Here is a 15,122-nt window from a genome sequence, read left to right as displayed (position 1 = left end):
AGGTCGCGGGCACCCGGGGCCGCCCCGTCACGGGGAGGGTCAGCGCCCGCTGCCCGCGAGGCTCGCCGTCTCGCCCTCGGGGTCCGTCATGAGGTAGCAGGTGACCTCGCGGTCGCCGGCGGTCCACGAGTCCTCGGTCGGCGTCAACCAGCCGTAGTCCAGGGCGGAGTCCTCCCACGACGACCCGACGTACCCGGCGAACGACTCGTAACAGGCCTCGTCGCCCAGCCGGGTCACCTCGTCGTCGCCCGGGAACGCCACGTCGTCGAGGACGGGCTCGGCGAACACCTCGAAGTGGTGCATCTCGCCGCAGGTGGTCACGTCGACGAACGTCTGGCGCTCTTCGTCGACGCCGTCGGTCATGTCGAAGCAGTCGCCGGTGGCGAGTTCGGTCACGAGCTCCGACCCGGTCTCGACGAGGGCGCCTTCGCCGCCGTTCGCCTGGTACATCGCGAAGCAGACGGCGCCGAAGGCGATGACGCCGACCGCACCCAGCACGCCGAACAGCACTCCGCGGCGGTCCTTCGACGACGGTGCGCCCGGCGCCGAGGTCGGCGCGAGCCACGCGGGCGCGGACCAGGGCGTGCCCAGGCGGGACTCCGGCGGCACGAGGGTCGCCCAGTGGGCCACCACGCCGGTCGCGGCCTCGAGGACCGCGGGCGTCCCCTCGCCCACGCCGACGCCGAAGGGATCCCGCCGCCGCTGGTCGAACGGCGTGGGCCCGGCCACGTCGATGCGCAGCGGCACGGCGAACCACTGCGACCCGTCGTGCGCCAGGTCGACGAACTCGGTGGTGCCGAGGCGGACGCGCAGCATCTCGGGGTGGCCTCCGGGCGTCGCGGCGAGGCCAGCTACGGGGTAGTCGCTCGGCACGACGAACATCTCGAGCGGTCCGAAGCGCTGCACGAGCCCCTCGGCCAGGTCCGACGCGGTCGTCACGCCGTGCTGCGCCGCTGCCGTCGAGTGGTCGTCCGGTCGGTCCACGAGGTCCCCCTGCTGTCGCGCGGACCGCGTCCCGCGGCGGCCGTCGTCGGATGGTACCGGCACCCGGTGACGCCGCAGCAGCCCCCCGTCGGTGGGGCACGGTCGGGGGCGTCCGCACGACGCGAGCCGACGGGCGGTGCCGCACCGCGCCTCCTATGCTCGGGGGATGCCCGCCGGTGACCCGCGCCCGTCCCGCCCCGACGTCGACCTGGTCGTCGTCGGGGGTGGGGCCATGGGGCTCGCGACGGCCTGGCAGGCCGCGTCGCGAGGCCACGAGGTCGTCCTCGTCGAACGGTTCGAGCAAGGGCACCACCGCGGCGCCTCGCACGGCGCGACCCGCAACCTCAACCTGGCCTACGACGACGCCGACTACGTCGCCCTCGCCGAGGAGGCGCGGGTGCGGTGGGACGCGCTGGCCGCCGAGACCGGCACCCCCCTGCTCGACCTCGTGGGGGTCGTGAACCACGGTCGCCCCTCGATGCTCCGCCGCATGCGGGCGCTGCACGCCGAGGCGGGCGTGGCGAGCGAGCTCGTCGACCCCGTCGACGCGGGGGAGCGGTGGCGGGGCATCCGCTTCGAGACCGAGGTGCTGCACGTGCCCGGCAGCGGTCGCATCCGGGCGGCCGACGCCCTCCGCGCCCTCGCCGGGGCCGCCGTCGCCCACGGGGCGCGGCTGCTCTGGTCGACGCCCGTGACGGGCCTCCACGTCGAGGGGCCCGACCGTGTGCGCGTCGTCACGGCCGACGCCGAGATCACCGCCCGTCGCGTCGTCGTGACGGCCGGTGCGTGGACCGCCGACGTCGTCGGCGGGCTCGTCCGCCTGCCGAGGCTCACCGTGACGCAAGAGCAGCCCGCCCACTTCGCCGTCCGCGACGTCGACGCCGTCTGGCCGAGCTTCAACCACCGGCCCGACCCCGACGACGCCGCCGAGTCGTGGTGGCCCGGCGTGGTCTACGGCATGCTGACGCCGGGCGAGGGCGTCAAGGCGGGCTGGCACGGCACGGGGCCGGTCGTCCACCCCGACCGGCGGTCGTACCGGGCCGACCCCGAGCAGCTCGACGCGCTGCGGCGCTACGCCCGCGAGTGGCTGCCGGGCGTCGACGCCGAGACGGCCGACCCGATCAGCTGCACCTACACCTCGACCGACGACGAGGACTTCGTCCTCGACCGGGTGGGCCCCGTCGTGGTCGGTGCCGCGTTCTCGGGGCACGGCTTCAAGTTCACGCCGCTCGTCGGCTCGATGCTCGTCGACCTCGTCGAGGGCGGCGAGGCCCCGGCGAGGTTCCGACGGCTGGGCCGGCCGTGACGCGGCGACCGGCCATGACCCGGGGCACCGTGGGCGGCCTGCCGTTCGTCCGACGCGGCGAGGGCACGCCCACCGTCCTGCTGCCGGGCGTCGGGCCGGGGCGGCACCACCCGTCGGCCTGGGACCGCACCCTGCTGCGACTCGAGACGGCGGCACTCGCGCACGAGGTCGACCTGTGGACGCTCGGCCGGCGGCGCGGACTGCCGCCGGGCACCACGATGCACGACCTCGCGGGCGACGTAGCCCGTGCCGCCGCCGAGATCTCGGACGGGCCGATCGACGTCGTCGGCACCTCGACGGGCGGCAGCATCGCCCTGCAGCTCGCGGTCGACCACCCCTCGGTGGTGCGTCGGCTGGTGCTCGTCTCGGCGGCCCACCGGCTCGGCGACGACGGCCGCGAGGCCCAGCGACGCGTGGCGGCACACCTCCGCGACGGCGACGCGAGGCGGGCCGCGGCGACCATGCTCGCGCAGACCACCACCGGCGTCACCGCCTCGAACCTGCTGCGCCGGTTCGGACGGCTCGCGCCCCACTTCGTCGTCGGCGAGCGTCACCACGACCTCCTCGCCACGCTCGAGGCCGAGGACTCGTTCGACGTGGGCGACCGCCTCGGCGCGGTCACCGCGCCGACGCTCGTCGTGGCCGGGGGAGCGGACGGCTTCTACCCCCTCGACCTCGTCGCCCGGACCGTCGCCGGACTGCCGGACGCGACGCTCGCCGTGCACCGGCGGTCCGGGCACCTGGGACTGGGCTCGCGGGGAGTCTCGCGCGAGGTGCTCGCCCACCTGACCCGCGCCTCCTGACCCTGCCGTCGCCGGCGCCACCCGACCGGGCCCCGCGAGACACCGAGCTCGACGAATGTGCCGGTCGGACCGGCGAGTCCGCCCGTCCGGCGGCCGTTCGTCACCTAGCATCCGAGCATGGCCGACAACGTGCAGACCGCGAGCGTCGGGGGCATCGCGCCCTCCGACGACGACGTCGCGTTCCACCGTCGCCGTGTGACGTTCGTCGCACCCCTCGACGACACCGCCCCCGCTCGAACCGCGCGGCCGGGCCGGCACGACCAGGAGCACCACCCCGTGAACCAGACCCTCGCCCCCGAGGCCCCCGCCGACCAGCTCGCCGGACCGTCCGAGACGATCGCGATCGAGCTCGCCCCGAGCGGTGCCGCCACCGCGACGGCCGACACCGTGATTGCCCACACCGCCGCGGCCGACACCGCCGACGCCGGGACCGACACCGCCGATGCTGAGGAGACCGACGCCGAGGCACCTGCGCACGCGTCGGCCGCGCCCACGGCCGTCGCGCCCACGTCCGCCGAGGCACCCGTCAGCCCGCCGCACCGCGAGCCCCGTCCGGTCTCGACCCCGTCGCACCGGGCCGACGTCGACCTCGACGACGTCGTCCCCACCGACGCGTACGAGGCCCGCCCCGCGAGCGTCGCCCGGCACTCCGTCGACACCTCGGTGATCACCCTGCCGGTGCTCGCGGTGTCGGTGCCCGACGGCCTGCCGCAGCCTCCCGAACGCCTCACGCTCGACGACGACGTGCTCGCCCGTCTGGTCGAGAAGCGCCTCGACGACACGGCGACGATCGACCTGATGGCCGTGGTCCAGGCCCAGCTCGACCTGCGTCGCGTCGAGGCCGCCCGCTTCGCCTCGTGGGAGGACGAGATCACCCGCGTCGGCACCGACGAGGCCGCCCGGGCCCTCGAGGCCACCCGCCTGCGCTTCACCGGCGTCGTGCCCGTGGTGACCCCCGGGGCGCCGCGTGACCCCCGACCCGTCGTCGAGGCCGGCCACGCGCCGTCCGCCCCCACCGACCCCGCCGTGGCTCCGGCGCCGGCCGACGCCCCCACCGTCATCGCACCGACCGGCCCCCAGGCCGTCGCCGCGACGGCTTCCGACGATGCCGACGAGCAGGTGGTTGCCGACGAGCAGGCGGTTGCCGACGAGCAGGCGGTTGCCGACCAGGAGGCGCTGGTCGCCCCGACCGCGTCGGCGCCCGACGCGCAGGCGGTCACCCACGCCCCCGTCCCGCCCCTGCTGCGTCGCCCCCTGGCGCTCGTGGTCGCCGCCGCGGCCCTGCTGGTCGTCGTGGCGGCCGTGGTGCTGGCCTTCGTGCCCGGCCTCGCCGTGGCCTCGGCCGTCGTCGCGACGGTCGCCGTGCCCCTGACGACCGGCATCGTCGGACTGGCGGCCCTGGCCTCGGTCTCGACCCGGCCCGACGACGCGTCGCGCGTCGCCCGCCGCGGCCCGATCGGCGTGGTCGCCGGGGTCGTGGTCGGCACCGTGGTCGGATTCGGCCTGCTGTTGAGCGAGCTGGGCTCGTTCGCCTGGCAGGGCTACCTCGTCCGCGCCGTCGACCTCACGGGCCTCTCGACGCCGGTCTCGGTCGTCGTCGCCCTCCTCGGCGCCGGTGTCGTCGCGTTCATCGTCGCGGTCATGATCACGGGGTTCCGCTCGACGGCTCGCGACTAGGCTGTCGAGGTGTCCACCCTCGCCTCGGTCAACTCCGTCATCGAACGTCTCTGGCCTCTCGCGGGCGCCTCGTCGTGGGACTCACCCGGCCTGGTGGTCGGTGATCCCGACCAGCCCGTGACCCACGTGCACTTGGCGGTCGACGCGGTGCTCGACACGGTCGACGAGGCCCTCGGCATGGGCGCCGACCTGCTGCTCGTGCACCACCCCCTGCTCTTCCACGGCGTGTCGACGGTGTCCGAAGACACGACCAAGGGCGCCGTCGTCGCGCGGCTCGTCCGAGCGGGGTGCGGCCTCGTCGCGGCCCACACGAACGCCGACGTCGTCGAGACCGGCACCTCGCGAGTCCTGGCCCACCAGCTCGGTCTCGTCGAGCAGCGTCCGCTCGTCGCGGGGTCGGTCGACGGCACCGGCCTGGGCGTCGTCGGGCGCCTGCCGCACGCCATGACCCTGGTCGCCCTCGCCCGTCAGCTCGGCGACGTCCTGCCCCCGACCGCGTCGGGCGTCCGCGTGGCGGGCGAGGCCGACCGCGTCGTCGAGACGGTCGCCCTCTGTGCCGGTGCCGGCGACTCGTTGCTCGCCGACCCCGGCGTGCTCGACGCCGACGTGTTTGTCACGAGCGACCTGCGACACCACCCCGCGTCCGACGCCCGCGAGCTCATGCGACTCGGTCGGGGCCCCGCCCTCGTCGACGTGTCGCACTGGGCGAGCGAGTGGCTCTGGCTCGACACCGCGGCCGCGCAGCTCCGCCTCGAGTTGCACGACGTCGAGGTCACCCTGAGCGACCTGCGGACCGACCCGTGGGACTTCGCCGTCGTGCAGTGAGCACCCCGGGTCGTCCGACGCGACGACCCTGCGGCGCGACCTCAGAGACCCCTCGACCCGCGCCTCCCGGGCACTCCGCCCCCGCCTCCCCCCGATCACGAGAAGAGCCCCCATGCCCCTGATGAAAGCCAGTTACGAGCACCAGGCCCTGCTGCTCGACCTGCAGCAACTCGACACCACGCTGCGTCAGATCGCCCACAAGGGGGCGAACCTGCCCGAGATCGCCGTGCTCGCCTCGCTGGAGGGCGACGGCTCGCGCCTGCGCAGCCGCCTCGCGACCGAGCAGGGCGCGTGGGAGGACGCACAGGCCGAACTGAAGCGCATCGAGTCCGACGTCGCCGTCGTCGAGGCGCGCGTCGCCCGTGACGAACAGCGCATCGCCTCGTCGTCGTCGACGAAGGACGTCGCCGCCCTCGAGGGCGAGCTGGCAGCCCTCGCCAAGCGCCGCTCCGACCTAGAAGACGTCGAGCTCGAGGTCATGGAGCGCGTCGAGGGCCTCGGTGCCGTCGCCACCGTCACACAGGGCGAGCTCGACCAGCTCGACACCCGCCGAGTCGACGCCGAGACGGGCCGCGATGCCAAGCTCGCCGAGCTCGAGGCCGAGCGGGCCGAGGTCGTGGCGAACCGCGAGACCATCGCCGCCACCGTGCCGCCCGAGTTGCTGGCCCTCTACGAACGACAGCGTGACCGCTACGGCGTCGGCGCCTCGTTGCTGCGCGGCGGCGTCTCGAGCGCCAGCGGAGTCGCCCTGACCGGCAGCGACCTCGCCGCGGTGCGTGCCGCAGCCGAGGACGACGTCGTGCTCTGCCCTGACAGCAACGCGATCCTCGTGCGGACCTACGAGTCGGGCATCTGAGCCCTGCCGATGCCTCCGTCGACGCCGGGCGGCGTCCGACACCGCTGCCCGGCACCCGGGCGTCGCGCGGCACCGGTAGGCTCGGTCACGCGGATGGGTCGACAAGACGGTCGCGTCGGCGGGTGCGAACCCGCCGCCGAGGAACGTCCGGGCTCCACAGAGCAGGGCGGTGGGTAACACCCACCCGGGGCAACCCGCGAGAAAGTGCAACAGAGAGCAGACCGCCACGGGTCGCACCTTCGGGGGCGACGCGGGGTAAGGGTGAAACGGCGGTGTAAGAGACCACCAGCGGCTCGGGTGACCGGCCGGCTATGTAAACCTCGCCCGGAGCAAGGTCAAAGAGGGGATGTCGACGCTGCTCGCCGAGTCCCCGGGTAGACCGCTAGAGGGCTGCGGCAACGCAGTCCCGAGAGAGATGGCCGTCCAGGGTGCTTCGGCACCGGGACAGAACCCGGCGTAACAGTCGGCCCATCCGTCTCACGCGACAAGACCCCGGGTCAGGAGGCGCGCCTCCTGACCCGGGGTCTTCTCGCGTCGGTCGCGACCCGCCTCAGAACGCCGGGTTCGAGTCGGCGGCCAGCGCGGCGGCACCCATGATGCCGGCGTTGTTGCGGAGCTCGGCCGGGACGATCTCGGCCCGCAGGTCGAGCAGCGGCAAGAACTCGTCGTGGTGCTTCGAGACGCCCCCGCCGACGATGATCAGGCGCGGGTAGAGCAGGGCCTCGAGGTGCGAGTAGTACTTCTGCAGGCGCTTGGCCCAGTGCTTCCAGCTGAGGTCGTCGCGCTCCTTCGCGGCGAACGAGGCCTTCGTCTCGTAGTCCTTGCCGCCGATCTCGAGGTGGCCGAGCTCGGCGTTGACGATGAGCACACCGTCGTTGATGAGGGCGGTGCCGATGCCCGTGCCCAGGGTCGTCATGACGACGAGGCCCTTGACGCCTTTCGCGGCGCCGAAGCGCGTCTCGGCGTAACCCGCGGCGTCGGCGTCGTTGACGAAGTGGATGTTCCGGCCGAGGGTGGTCTCGAACAGCTTCTCGGCCTCGAAGCCGATCCACTTCTTCGACACGTTGGCCGCCGACAGGGTCTTGCCGTCCATGATCGCGGCCGGGAAGCACACGCCGACCGGCAGCGAGGCGTCGTCGAGGCCGAGCTCGTCGACGATCTGCTTGACGACCGCGACGATGGCGTCGGGCTCGCCGCCCTCTGGGGTGCTCTTCTTGATGCGGTCCGAGAGCAGTTCGCCGCTGTCGAGGTCGACGATCGCCCCCTTGATGCCGGTGCCGCCGATGTCGATTCCCACTGCCGTGCGTGCCATGGGGGTCCTTTCTCAGGAGAGCGTGAGGATGTCGGCACCGCGTTCGGTGACGACCAGGGTGTGTTCGAACTGGGCCGTGAGGCTCTTGTCGCGGGTGGTGACGGTCCAGTCGTCGTCCCAGACGTCGGCGTCGATGCCGCCGAGGGTGAGCATGGGCTCGATGGTGAAGACCATGCCGACCTCGATGACGTCGTCGTACTGCGGGGCGTCGTAGTGGGGGATGATCAGGCCCGAGTGGAAGGCGCGCCCGACGCCGTGGCCGGTGTAGTCGCGCACGACGCCGAGGCCGAAGCGCTTGGCGTACGACTCGATCGCGCGACCGATCACGTTGACCTGACGCCCCGGGGCCACGGCCTTGATGCCCCGCCGCAGGGCCTCGCGGGTGCGGTCGACCAGGTCGACGGTCTCGGGCGACCCCTCGCCGACGACGAAGGTGCGGTTGAGGTCGCCGTGCACGCCGTTCTTGAAGGCGGTGATGTCGACGTTGATCAGGTCGCCGTCGACCAGGACGGTGTCGTCGGGGATGCCGTGGCAGATCACCTCGTTCAGCGACGTGCAGACCGACTTGGGGTACCCGCGGTAGCCCAGGGTCGACGGGTACGCGCCGTGGCCCACGACGTACTCGTGCGCGACGCGGTCGAGCTCGTCGGTGGTGACGCCGGGGCGGAGGGCGGCCTCGACGGCGTCGATCGCCTGCGACGCGATGCGGCCGCTCTCGCGGATGAGCTCGACGGTCTCGGCGTCGTACACGTCACCGCCGGTGTACTCGGCCGGCGCGGCCTTGCCGACGTACTCGGGTCGGGCGATCGACGGGGGGACCGGACGCTGTGCTGAGATCCGGCCCGGGGTCAAGAATCCGTGGGAGTCCCGGGGCATACGATCAAGCTTAGGGGGAGCGCGACGGGCTCGCGTTCTCGACAGCCGCACCGAGAGGACGACACCATGGCCGAGTTCTGGTTCAACACGAAGACGCACGAGGTCGAAGAGGGCAAGGTCTCACCGGCCGTCGACCGAGTCGGGCCCTACGCCACGCGCGACGAAGCCGCGCACGCCATCGAGACGATCAAGGCGCGCAACGCCGCCCTCGACGCCGAAGAGGCCGCCGACGACTGATCGGCTCGGCCGTCCCGTCGGCGGACCGCCGACGGGACGCCGGGGCCTCAGACCGTCGTCGGCCGGTACGTGATGGGCAGGCGGCGGTCGCGGCCGAAGGCCATGCCCGAGATCTTCGGACCGATCGCCCCCTGGCGGCGCTTCCACTCTGACCGGTCGACCAGCGTGGTGATCTCGGCCACGGTGTCGGCGTCGTAGCCGAGCGCGACGACGTCCGACGCCCCGAGCGCGTTCGTGACGTAGCCCTCGAGGATGCCGTCGAGCACCTCGTAGGGCGGCAACGAGTCCTCGTCCTTCTGGTCGGGGCGCAGCTCGGCCGACGGCGGCTTGGTGATCGAGTTCTCGGGGATCGGGGCCGTCTCGCCGATCGACTCGGCGTGGGCGTTGCGCCAGCGCGCGAGCTCCCAGACCATCGTCTTCGGGACGTCCTTGATCGGGGCGAACCCGCCCACCGAGTCGCCGTAGATCGTCGAGTACCCCACGGCCAGCTCGGTCTTGTTGCCGGTCGTCAGCACGAGGTGGCCGTGCAGGTTCGACAGGCCCATCAGCACGAGGGCCCTGGCCCGCGCCTGGACGTTCTCGGCGGCCAGGCCGGTGAGGTGAAGTTGCGTCTCGAAAGGGGCGACCAGGTCGGCGATCGGCTCGGTCGAGTACCGCACGCCGATCCGCTCGGCGACGTCGTCGGCGTCACTGCGGCTGTGGTCGCTCGACCACCGACTCGGCATCGAGACGCCGTACACGGCGTCGGCGCCGATGGCGTCGGCGGCGATCGCCGCGCACACGGCCGAGTCGATGCCGCCCGACAGGCCGAGGATCACGCTGCGGAACCCGTTCTTGCGGACGTAGTCGCGGGTGCCGAGCACCAGGGCGTTCCAGAGCTGCTGACGGTCGTCGGGCACTTCGGCGACGTCGCGCTCGGGTTCGGCGGTGGAGTCCGACGAGGAGGCGCGGGTCGCGTCGGCCGACGACGAGTCGCCACCCTGCCCGGTCGCGTCGCCGGGCGGGCCGAGCTCGACGCGGCGGATGCCCTCGGGCAGCTCGGTGTCGGTGGCCGCCTCGGGGTGGAGGTCGACGACGAGCAGGTGCTCGTCGAACTGCGGGGCCCGGGCGAGGATCGTCCCGCTGCCGTCGACGACGACGCTGTCGCCGTCGAAGACGAGGTCGTCCTGGCCGCCGACGATGTTGACGTAGGCCACGAGGGTGTCGTTCTCGACGGCCCGACGGGTCACGAGCGGGAGGCGCACCTCGTCCTTGTCGCGGACGAACGGGCTGGCGTTGATCACGACGAGCAGGCCGGCGTCGGCGTGGAGCACGCGTTCGACCGGGCCGCCGTCGCGCCAGAGGTCCTCGCAGATCACGAGGGCGACGTCGACGCCTGCCACGCGGACGACCAGCAGCTCGTCACCGGGGATGAACACGCGGTACTCGTCGAAGACCGAGTAGTTCGGCAGGTGGTACTTGGCGGTGGTCGTGACGACACGCCCGCCCTGCAGCACGCTCGCGCAGTTCTTCGCGATGGCCGTCGGGGCGTTGCTCGTGCCGAGCAGTCGCGGCTCGAAGGGGCCGTCGGCGTGGCCGACGACGACGGGCAGGTCGCCCAGTCCCTCGGCCTCGAGGGTCTCGGCGAGCACCTCGACGGCGTGCCGGCTGGCCTGCAAGAAGCTCGGCCTGCTGGCGAGGTCCTCGATCGGGTAGCCCGTGACGCTCATCTCGCCGGCGGCGAGCAGGTCGGCGCCCGAGGCGTGGGCACGACGGGCCGCCTCGACGATCTGGGCGGAGTTGCCGGCGAGGTCGCCGACGACGGGGTTGGTCTGCGCGAGCGCCAAGCGGAGTCGGGGCATGTCCACTACCGTAGTGGCGGAGCAGAAAGGCCGTGGCATGGACAAACAGAGGGACTTCGTCCTCCGCACGATCGAAGAGCGCGGCATCAAGTTCATCCGCCTCTGGTTCACCGACGTGATCGGCACGCTCAAGTCCGTCGCCATCGCTCCGGCCGAGGTCGAGGGGGCGTTCGCCGAGGGCATCGGCTTCGACGGTTCGGCCATCGAGGGCCTCACCCGTTCGTACGAGGCCGACGTGCTCGCCCAGCCCGACCCGACGACCTTCCAGATCCTGCCCTGGCGGGGCGAGATCGACCCGACCGCCCGCATGTTCTGCGACATCACGACGCCCGACGGCCAGCCCGCCGTCGCCGACCCTCGCAACGTGCTGAAGCGCACCCTGGCCCGGGCCGGTGAGCGGGGCTTCACGTTCTACACGCACCCCGAGGTCGAGTTCTACCTCTTGAAGAGCGCACAGCTCGGCGCCGACGGCCCGCAGCCGGTCGACTCCGCCGGCTACTTCGACAACGTGCCCGGTGGCACCGCACACGACTTCCGTCGCCGCTCGGTGCGCATGCTCGAAGACCTCGGCATCTCGGTCGAGTTCAGCCACCACGAGGCAGGCCCCGGCCAGAACGAGATCGACCTCCGGTACGCCGACGCGTTGACGACGGCCGACAACATCATGACCTTCCGCACGGTCATCAAAGAGGTCGCCATCGAGCAGGGCGTCTTCGCGTCGTTCATGCCGAAGCCGTTCAGCCAGCACCCCGGCTCGGGCATGCACACGCACATGTCGCTCTTCGAGGGCGACTCCAACGCCTTCTACGAGGCCGGCGCCGAGTACCAGCTCTCGACCATCGGCCGCCAGTTCATCGCCGGCCTGCTCAAGCACGCCCCCGAGATCACGGCCGTCACGAATCAGTTCGTCAACAGCTACAAGCGCCTCTGGGGCGGCGACGAGGCACCGAGCTTCGTCACCTGGGGCCACAACAACCGCTCGGCCCTCGTGCGCGTCCCGTTGTACAAGCCGAACAAGGGCAACTCGAGTCGCGTCGAGTACCGGGCCATCGACTCCGCTGCCAACCCCTACCTGGCCTTCTCGCTCATGCTCGCGGCGGGTCTCAAGGGAATCGAAGAGGGCTACGAGTTGCCGGCCGAGGCCGAAGACAACGTCTGGGGCCTGAGCGACGCCGAGCGTCGCGCCCTCGGGTACCGCCAGCTGCCGGCCAGCCTCGACCACGCCCTCTCGATCATGGAGAACAGCGAGCTCGTGGCCGAGACGCTCGGCGAGCAGGTCTTCAACTACGTCCTGCTCAACAAGCGCCAAGAATGGAAAGAATACCGGGCGCAGGTCACGCCGTTCGAGCTGCGCTCGAACCTCGAGATCCTCTGACGACCGGCCGGCCCGTCCCCATGCCCCGATCCGCGACCGGTCTCTCCGAGCTGGCGCGGCTCGGGTTCGACGACCTCGGGGGCGGTCGCGACCGACTCGACCGCCTCGTGTCCGAGGTGGCCGGCATCCGCGACCTCGTCCCCTGGTTCGCCACGGTCGCCGACCCGGACGCGGCCCTGCGGCACCTCGAGAGATCGGTCGAGCGAGACCGTGCCGGCGTGGTCGCGCTGCTCGACGGCCAAGCCGGCCCGCGCCTCCTGAGGGTCTTCGGGGCGTCGGAGGGGCTCGCCGAGTTCGTCGCGAGACGTCCGGCCGAGGCGGCGGTGTTGCTCGACCCCCTCGACGAGCCACCGTCGGCCGAGGCCTACCGCCTCGACGTCCGACGGGCCGCCGAGGGCTTGACCGGCGACGAGGCGCGGGTCGCCCTGCGGGTGCGGTACCGACGGCACCTGCTGCAGCTCGCCTCGTACGACCTCGAGGCCGACGACCCCGTCGAGGTGCTGCCCCGCGTGGCCGCCGCCCTGGCCGACCTCGCCGGTGCCGCACTCGACGCGGCCGTCGACGTCGCCCGGCGTGAGGTGCCGTTCCCGGCGGCCGACGTCGAACGCACGCGCCTCGCCGTGATCGGCATGGGCAAGGCCGGGGCCCGCGAGCTGAACTACCTCAGCGACGTCGACGTGGTCTACGTCGCCGAGGGGGTCGACGGGCTCGAGAACGGTCGGGCCGTCGAGATCGGCAGCCGCCTCGCGATGCACGCGGCCCGGGCGATCTCCGATCTCGCGGTCGAGCCCGACCTGTGGGAGGTCGACGCCAACCTGCGTCCCGAGGGCAAGGACGGCGCCCTCGTCCGCACGCTCGAGTCGCACGTCGCCTACTACGACCGTTGGGCCAAGGGGTGGGAGTTCCAGGCCCTGCTGAAGGCGAGGCCGCTGGCGGGCGACGTCGAACTCGGCGAGCGGTACGTCACGGCGATGGCCCCCTTCGTCTGGTCCGCCGCGTCCCGCGAGAACTTCGTCGAGTCGGTGCAGGCCATGCGCGAGCGCGTCACGGCGTTGATCCCCGCCGACGAGGTCGACCGGCAGCTGAAGCTCGGCCCGGGTGGCCTGCGCGACATCGAGTTCACGATCCAACTGCTGCAGCTGGTGCACGGCCAGGCCGACGAGCGGGTGCACCAGCGGTCCACGCTGGACGCGCTCGGGGCCCTGGCCTCGCGCGGCTACGTCGGTCGCGCCGAGGCGGCCGAGTTCGACCGCGACTACCGCGTGCTGCGGTTGCTCGAGCACCGCATCCAGCTCACGCGACTGCGCCGCACGCACCTCATGCCCACCGACGAGAACGCCCTCCGCGTGCTCGCCCGCGGCACCGGCCTCGCGGCCGGCGCGACCCAGCTCGTCGACCTGTGGCAGGGGGTGAAGCGTCGGGTGCGGACCCTGCACGTCCGACTGTTCTACCGCCCTCTCCTCTCGGCGGTGGCCGCCCGACCCGAAGAAGACCTGGCCCTCAGTTCCGACCAGGCGACCGCCCGCCTCGCGGCCATCGGCTTCGCCGACCCGAAGGGTGCGCTGGGCCACATCGCGGCCTTGACCGCGGGTGTCTCCCGACGCGCCAACATCCAACGGCACCTGTTGCCGGCGATGCTGCAGTGGTTCGCCGACGGCACCGACCCCGACCTCGGGCTGCTGGCGTTCCGGCGGCTGAGCGACGGGCTGGGGGAGTCGTATTGGTTCCTCCGCATGCTGAGGGACTCGTCGGGGGCTGCCCACCGCCTGACCACGGTGCTGTCGTCGTCGACCTTCGCGGCCGACCTGCTCGAGCGCATCCCCGAGGCGGCGGCCTGGCTCGAGAACGACGCCGAACTCCGTGCCCGACCCCTCGAGAGCCTCCTCGACGAGACGCGGGCGACCCTGGCGCGTCACCGGTCGCCCGACGCGGCGGCCGCCGTGCTGCGCCAGGCCCGTCGACGCGAGATCCTCCGGCTCGCCGTCGGCGGCATCCTCGGCATCCTCGACATCGACTCGCTCGCCCGCGGGCTGACCGCGGTGACCACCGCGTCGGTGACCGGGGCCCTCGCCCTGGCCCGACGCGAGGCCGGCGACCTCGAGTTCGGCGTCGTCGCCATGGGGCGTTACGGCGGGGGCGAGCTCGGGTTCGGCTCGGACGCCGACGTCCTCTACGTCTACCGGGCCCGAGAGGGTGACGAGACCGCCCATCGCCGGGCACTCGCCGTCGCCGCCGAGATGAGCCGGCTCACCTCCGACGCCCTCGTGCCCTTCGACCTCGACACCGGGCTGCGCCCGGAGGGCAAGAACGGGCCGGTGGTCCGGTCGTTGGCGTCGTACCGCGCGTACTACGCCCGGTGGTCGCTCACGTGGGAGGCCCAGTCCCTGCTGCGTGCCCGACCCGTGGCCGGCGACCCGGCCCTGCTCGACGACTTCATGGCCGTCGCCGACGACGTGCGCTACCCGGCCGAGCTGACCGAGCAACAGGTCCGCGAGGTCAAGCGCATCAAGGCCCGGGTCGAGTCCGAGCGTCTGCCGAAGGGGGCCGAGCCCTCGAGGCACCTGAAGCTCGGGCGGGGTTCACTGAGCGACGTCGAGTGGTTCGTCCAGCTGTTGCAACTGCAGCACGCGGTCCGGGTGCCCGGCCTCCGGACGTCGTCGACGCTCGACGCGCTCTCCGCCGCCCGCGACGCGGGCCTCGTCTCGGCCGACGACGCGCAGCGCCTGCACGACGCGTGGATCATGGCGTCGCGGGCCCGCTCCGCCGTCACCCTCTGGACGTCGCGCACGCAAGACGTCCTGCCCCGCGATCGACGTCAACTCGAGGGAGTGGCTCGGTTGATGGAGTACCCGCCCGGCTCGGCCACGTCGCTCGAAGAGGACTACCTCGCCGCGACGCGCAGGTCACGGGCGGTCTTCGAGAGGGAGTTCTACGGCGTCGAGGAGACGCCCGAGCCCCTCGGCTGACGTCCGGCGTCGGACGCGACACGCCCGGGGTGCCGTCGAGGGGCGTTCTCGCGACGGGGTACTT

The 15,122-nt window shown here is 72.7% G+C and carries 12 protein-coding genes and 1 other RNA gene; 9 read left to right on the top strand and 4 right to left on the bottom strand.

Annotated features, from left to right (window positions below; all coding sequences use genetic code 11):
• Positions 1-39 precede the first annotated feature (39 nt).
• Entirely contained in the window at positions 40-984 is a 945-nt protein-coding gene (locus ITJ55_RS16415) for a septum formation family protein (protein WP_194593927.1), read from the bottom strand.
• A gap of 166 nt (positions 985-1,150) precedes the next feature.
• On the opposite strand from ITJ55_RS16415, the gene ITJ55_RS02405 reads away from it, so the two are divergent.
• The 6 genes from ITJ55_RS02405 to rnpB all read left to right on the top strand — a co-directional run bounded on the left by ITJ55_RS02405 (position 1,151) and on the right by rnpB (position 6,926).
• On the top strand, positions 1,151-2,290 hold the full coding sequence (locus ITJ55_RS02405; RefSeq protein ID WP_194593926.1) for an FAD-dependent oxidoreductase: 1,140 nt from the start codon (positions 1,151-1,153) through the stop codon (positions 2,288-2,290).
• Positions 2,291-2,304: 14 nt separating this feature from the next.
• Positions 2,305-3,093 carry an alpha/beta fold hydrolase gene (locus tag ITJ55_RS02400; protein WP_194593925.1) on the top strand — a complete coding sequence of 263 codons (789 nt, stop codon included), beginning with the start codon at positions 2,305-2,307 and terminating at the stop codon, positions 3,091-3,093.
• A 117-nt stretch (positions 3,094-3,210) separates the two neighbouring features.
• Entirely contained in the window at positions 3,211-4,770 is a 1,560-nt protein-coding gene (locus ITJ55_RS02395; protein ID WP_194593924.1) for a hypothetical protein, read from the top strand.
• A 9-nt stretch (positions 4,771-4,779) separates the two neighbouring features.
• A complete protein-coding gene (locus ITJ55_RS02390) occupies positions 4,780-5,595 on the top strand; it encodes a Nif3-like dinuclear metal center hexameric protein (RefSeq protein ID WP_194593923.1) in 816 nt (271 codons plus the stop codon).
• Positions 5,596-5,707: 112 nt separating this feature from the next.
• Positions 5,708-6,451, top strand: coding sequence for a zinc ribbon domain-containing protein (locus ITJ55_RS02385; protein WP_228497544.1), 744 nt, complete (start codon positions 5,708-5,710; stop codon positions 6,449-6,451).
• Positions 6,452-6,545: 94 nt separating this feature from the next.
• An RNA gene (rnpB, locus tag ITJ55_RS02380) (RNase P RNA component class A) lies at positions 6,546-6,926 on the top strand.
• A 75-nt stretch (positions 6,927-7,001) separates the two neighbouring features.
• On the opposite strand, the gene ppgK is transcribed toward rnpB, so the two are convergent.
• Positions 7,002-7,763: a polyphosphate--glucose phosphotransferase gene (gene ppgK / locus ITJ55_RS02375; protein ID WP_194593922.1), complete on the bottom strand. Its 762-nt coding sequence runs from the start codon at positions 7,761-7,763 to the stop codon at positions 7,002-7,004.
• Between the two features lie 12 nt (positions 7,764-7,775).
• Positions 7,776-8,639 carry a type I methionyl aminopeptidase gene (map, locus tag ITJ55_RS02370; protein ID WP_194593921.1) on the bottom strand — a complete coding sequence of 288 codons (864 nt, stop codon included), beginning with the start codon at positions 8,637-8,639 and terminating at the stop codon, positions 7,776-7,778.
• Between the two features lie 66 nt (positions 8,640-8,705).
• Between map and ITJ55_RS02365 the strand changes: the two genes are divergently transcribed.
• A complete protein-coding gene (locus ITJ55_RS02365; RefSeq protein ID WP_194593920.1) occupies positions 8,706-8,876 on the top strand; it encodes an SPOR domain-containing protein in 171 nt (56 codons plus the stop codon).
• A 47-nt stretch (positions 8,877-8,923) separates the two neighbouring features.
• Here ITJ55_RS02365 and ITJ55_RS02360 read toward each other — a convergent pair whose 3' ends face one another.
• A complete protein-coding gene (locus ITJ55_RS02360) occupies positions 8,924-10,717 on the bottom strand; it encodes an NAD+ synthase (RefSeq protein WP_194593919.1) in 1,794 nt (597 codons plus the stop codon).
• 37 nt (positions 10,718-10,754) lie between these two features.
• Between ITJ55_RS02360 and ITJ55_RS02355 the strand changes: the two genes are divergently transcribed.
• Complete coding sequence (locus tag ITJ55_RS02355) at positions 10,755-12,092, top strand: glutamine synthetase family protein (protein WP_043592660.1); 1,338 nt, start codon at positions 10,755-10,757, stop codon at positions 12,090-12,092.
• A gap of 20 nt (positions 12,093-12,112) precedes the next feature.
• Positions 12,113-15,058: a bifunctional [glutamine synthetase] adenylyltransferase/[glutamine synthetase]-adenylyl-L-tyrosine phosphorylase gene (locus ITJ55_RS02350; RefSeq protein ID WP_194593918.1), complete on the top strand. Its 2,946-nt coding sequence runs from the start codon at positions 12,113-12,115 to the stop codon at positions 15,056-15,058.
• Positions 15,059-15,122: the final 64 nt, after the last annotated feature.

This window comes from Frigoribacterium sp. VKM Ac-1396 (assembly GCF_015350895.1).
Classification (GTDB): Bacteria; Actinomycetota; Actinomycetes; order Actinomycetales; family Microbacteriaceae; genus Frigoribacterium.
This window is presented reverse-complemented; position numbering and strand designations above follow the sequence as displayed.

Excerpts from the sequence above, each read along its gene's own strand:
- ITJ55_RS02350 (WP_194593918.1), top strand. The coding sequence starts at position 12,113 with ATGCCCCGATCCGCGACCGGTCTCTCCGAGCTGGCGCGGCTCGGGTTC.
- map (WP_194593921.1), bottom strand. The coding sequence starts at position 8,639 with ATGCCCCGGGACTCCCACGGATTCTTGACCCCGGGCCGGATCTCAGCA.
- ITJ55_RS02405 (WP_194593926.1), top strand. The coding sequence starts at position 1,151 with ATGCCCGCCGGTGACCCGCGCCCGTCCCGCCCCGACGTCGACCTGGTC.
- ITJ55_RS02385 (WP_228497544.1), top strand. The coding sequence starts at position 5,708 with ATGCCCCTGATGAAAGCCAGTTACGAGCACCAGGCCCTGCTGCTCGAC.
- ppgK (WP_194593922.1), bottom strand. The coding sequence starts at position 7,763 with ATGGCACGCACGGCAGTGGGAATCGACATCGGCGGCACCGGCATCAAG.
- ITJ55_RS02400 (WP_194593925.1), top strand. The coding sequence starts at position 2,305 with ATGACCCGGGGCACCGTGGGCGGCCTGCCGTTCGTCCGACGCGGCGAG.
- ITJ55_RS02365 (WP_194593920.1), top strand. The coding sequence starts at position 8,706 with ATGGCCGAGTTCTGGTTCAACACGAAGACGCACGAGGTCGAAGAGGGC.
- ITJ55_RS02360 (WP_194593919.1), bottom strand. The coding sequence starts at position 10,717 with ATGCCCCGACTCCGCTTGGCGCTCGCGCAGACCAACCCCGTCGTCGGC.
- ITJ55_RS02395 (WP_194593924.1), top strand. The coding sequence starts at position 3,211 with ATGGCCGACAACGTGCAGACCGCGAGCGTCGGGGGCATCGCGCCCTCC.
- ITJ55_RS02355 (WP_043592660.1), top strand. The coding sequence starts at position 10,755 with ATGGACAAACAGAGGGACTTCGTCCTCCGCACGATCGAAGAGCGCGGC.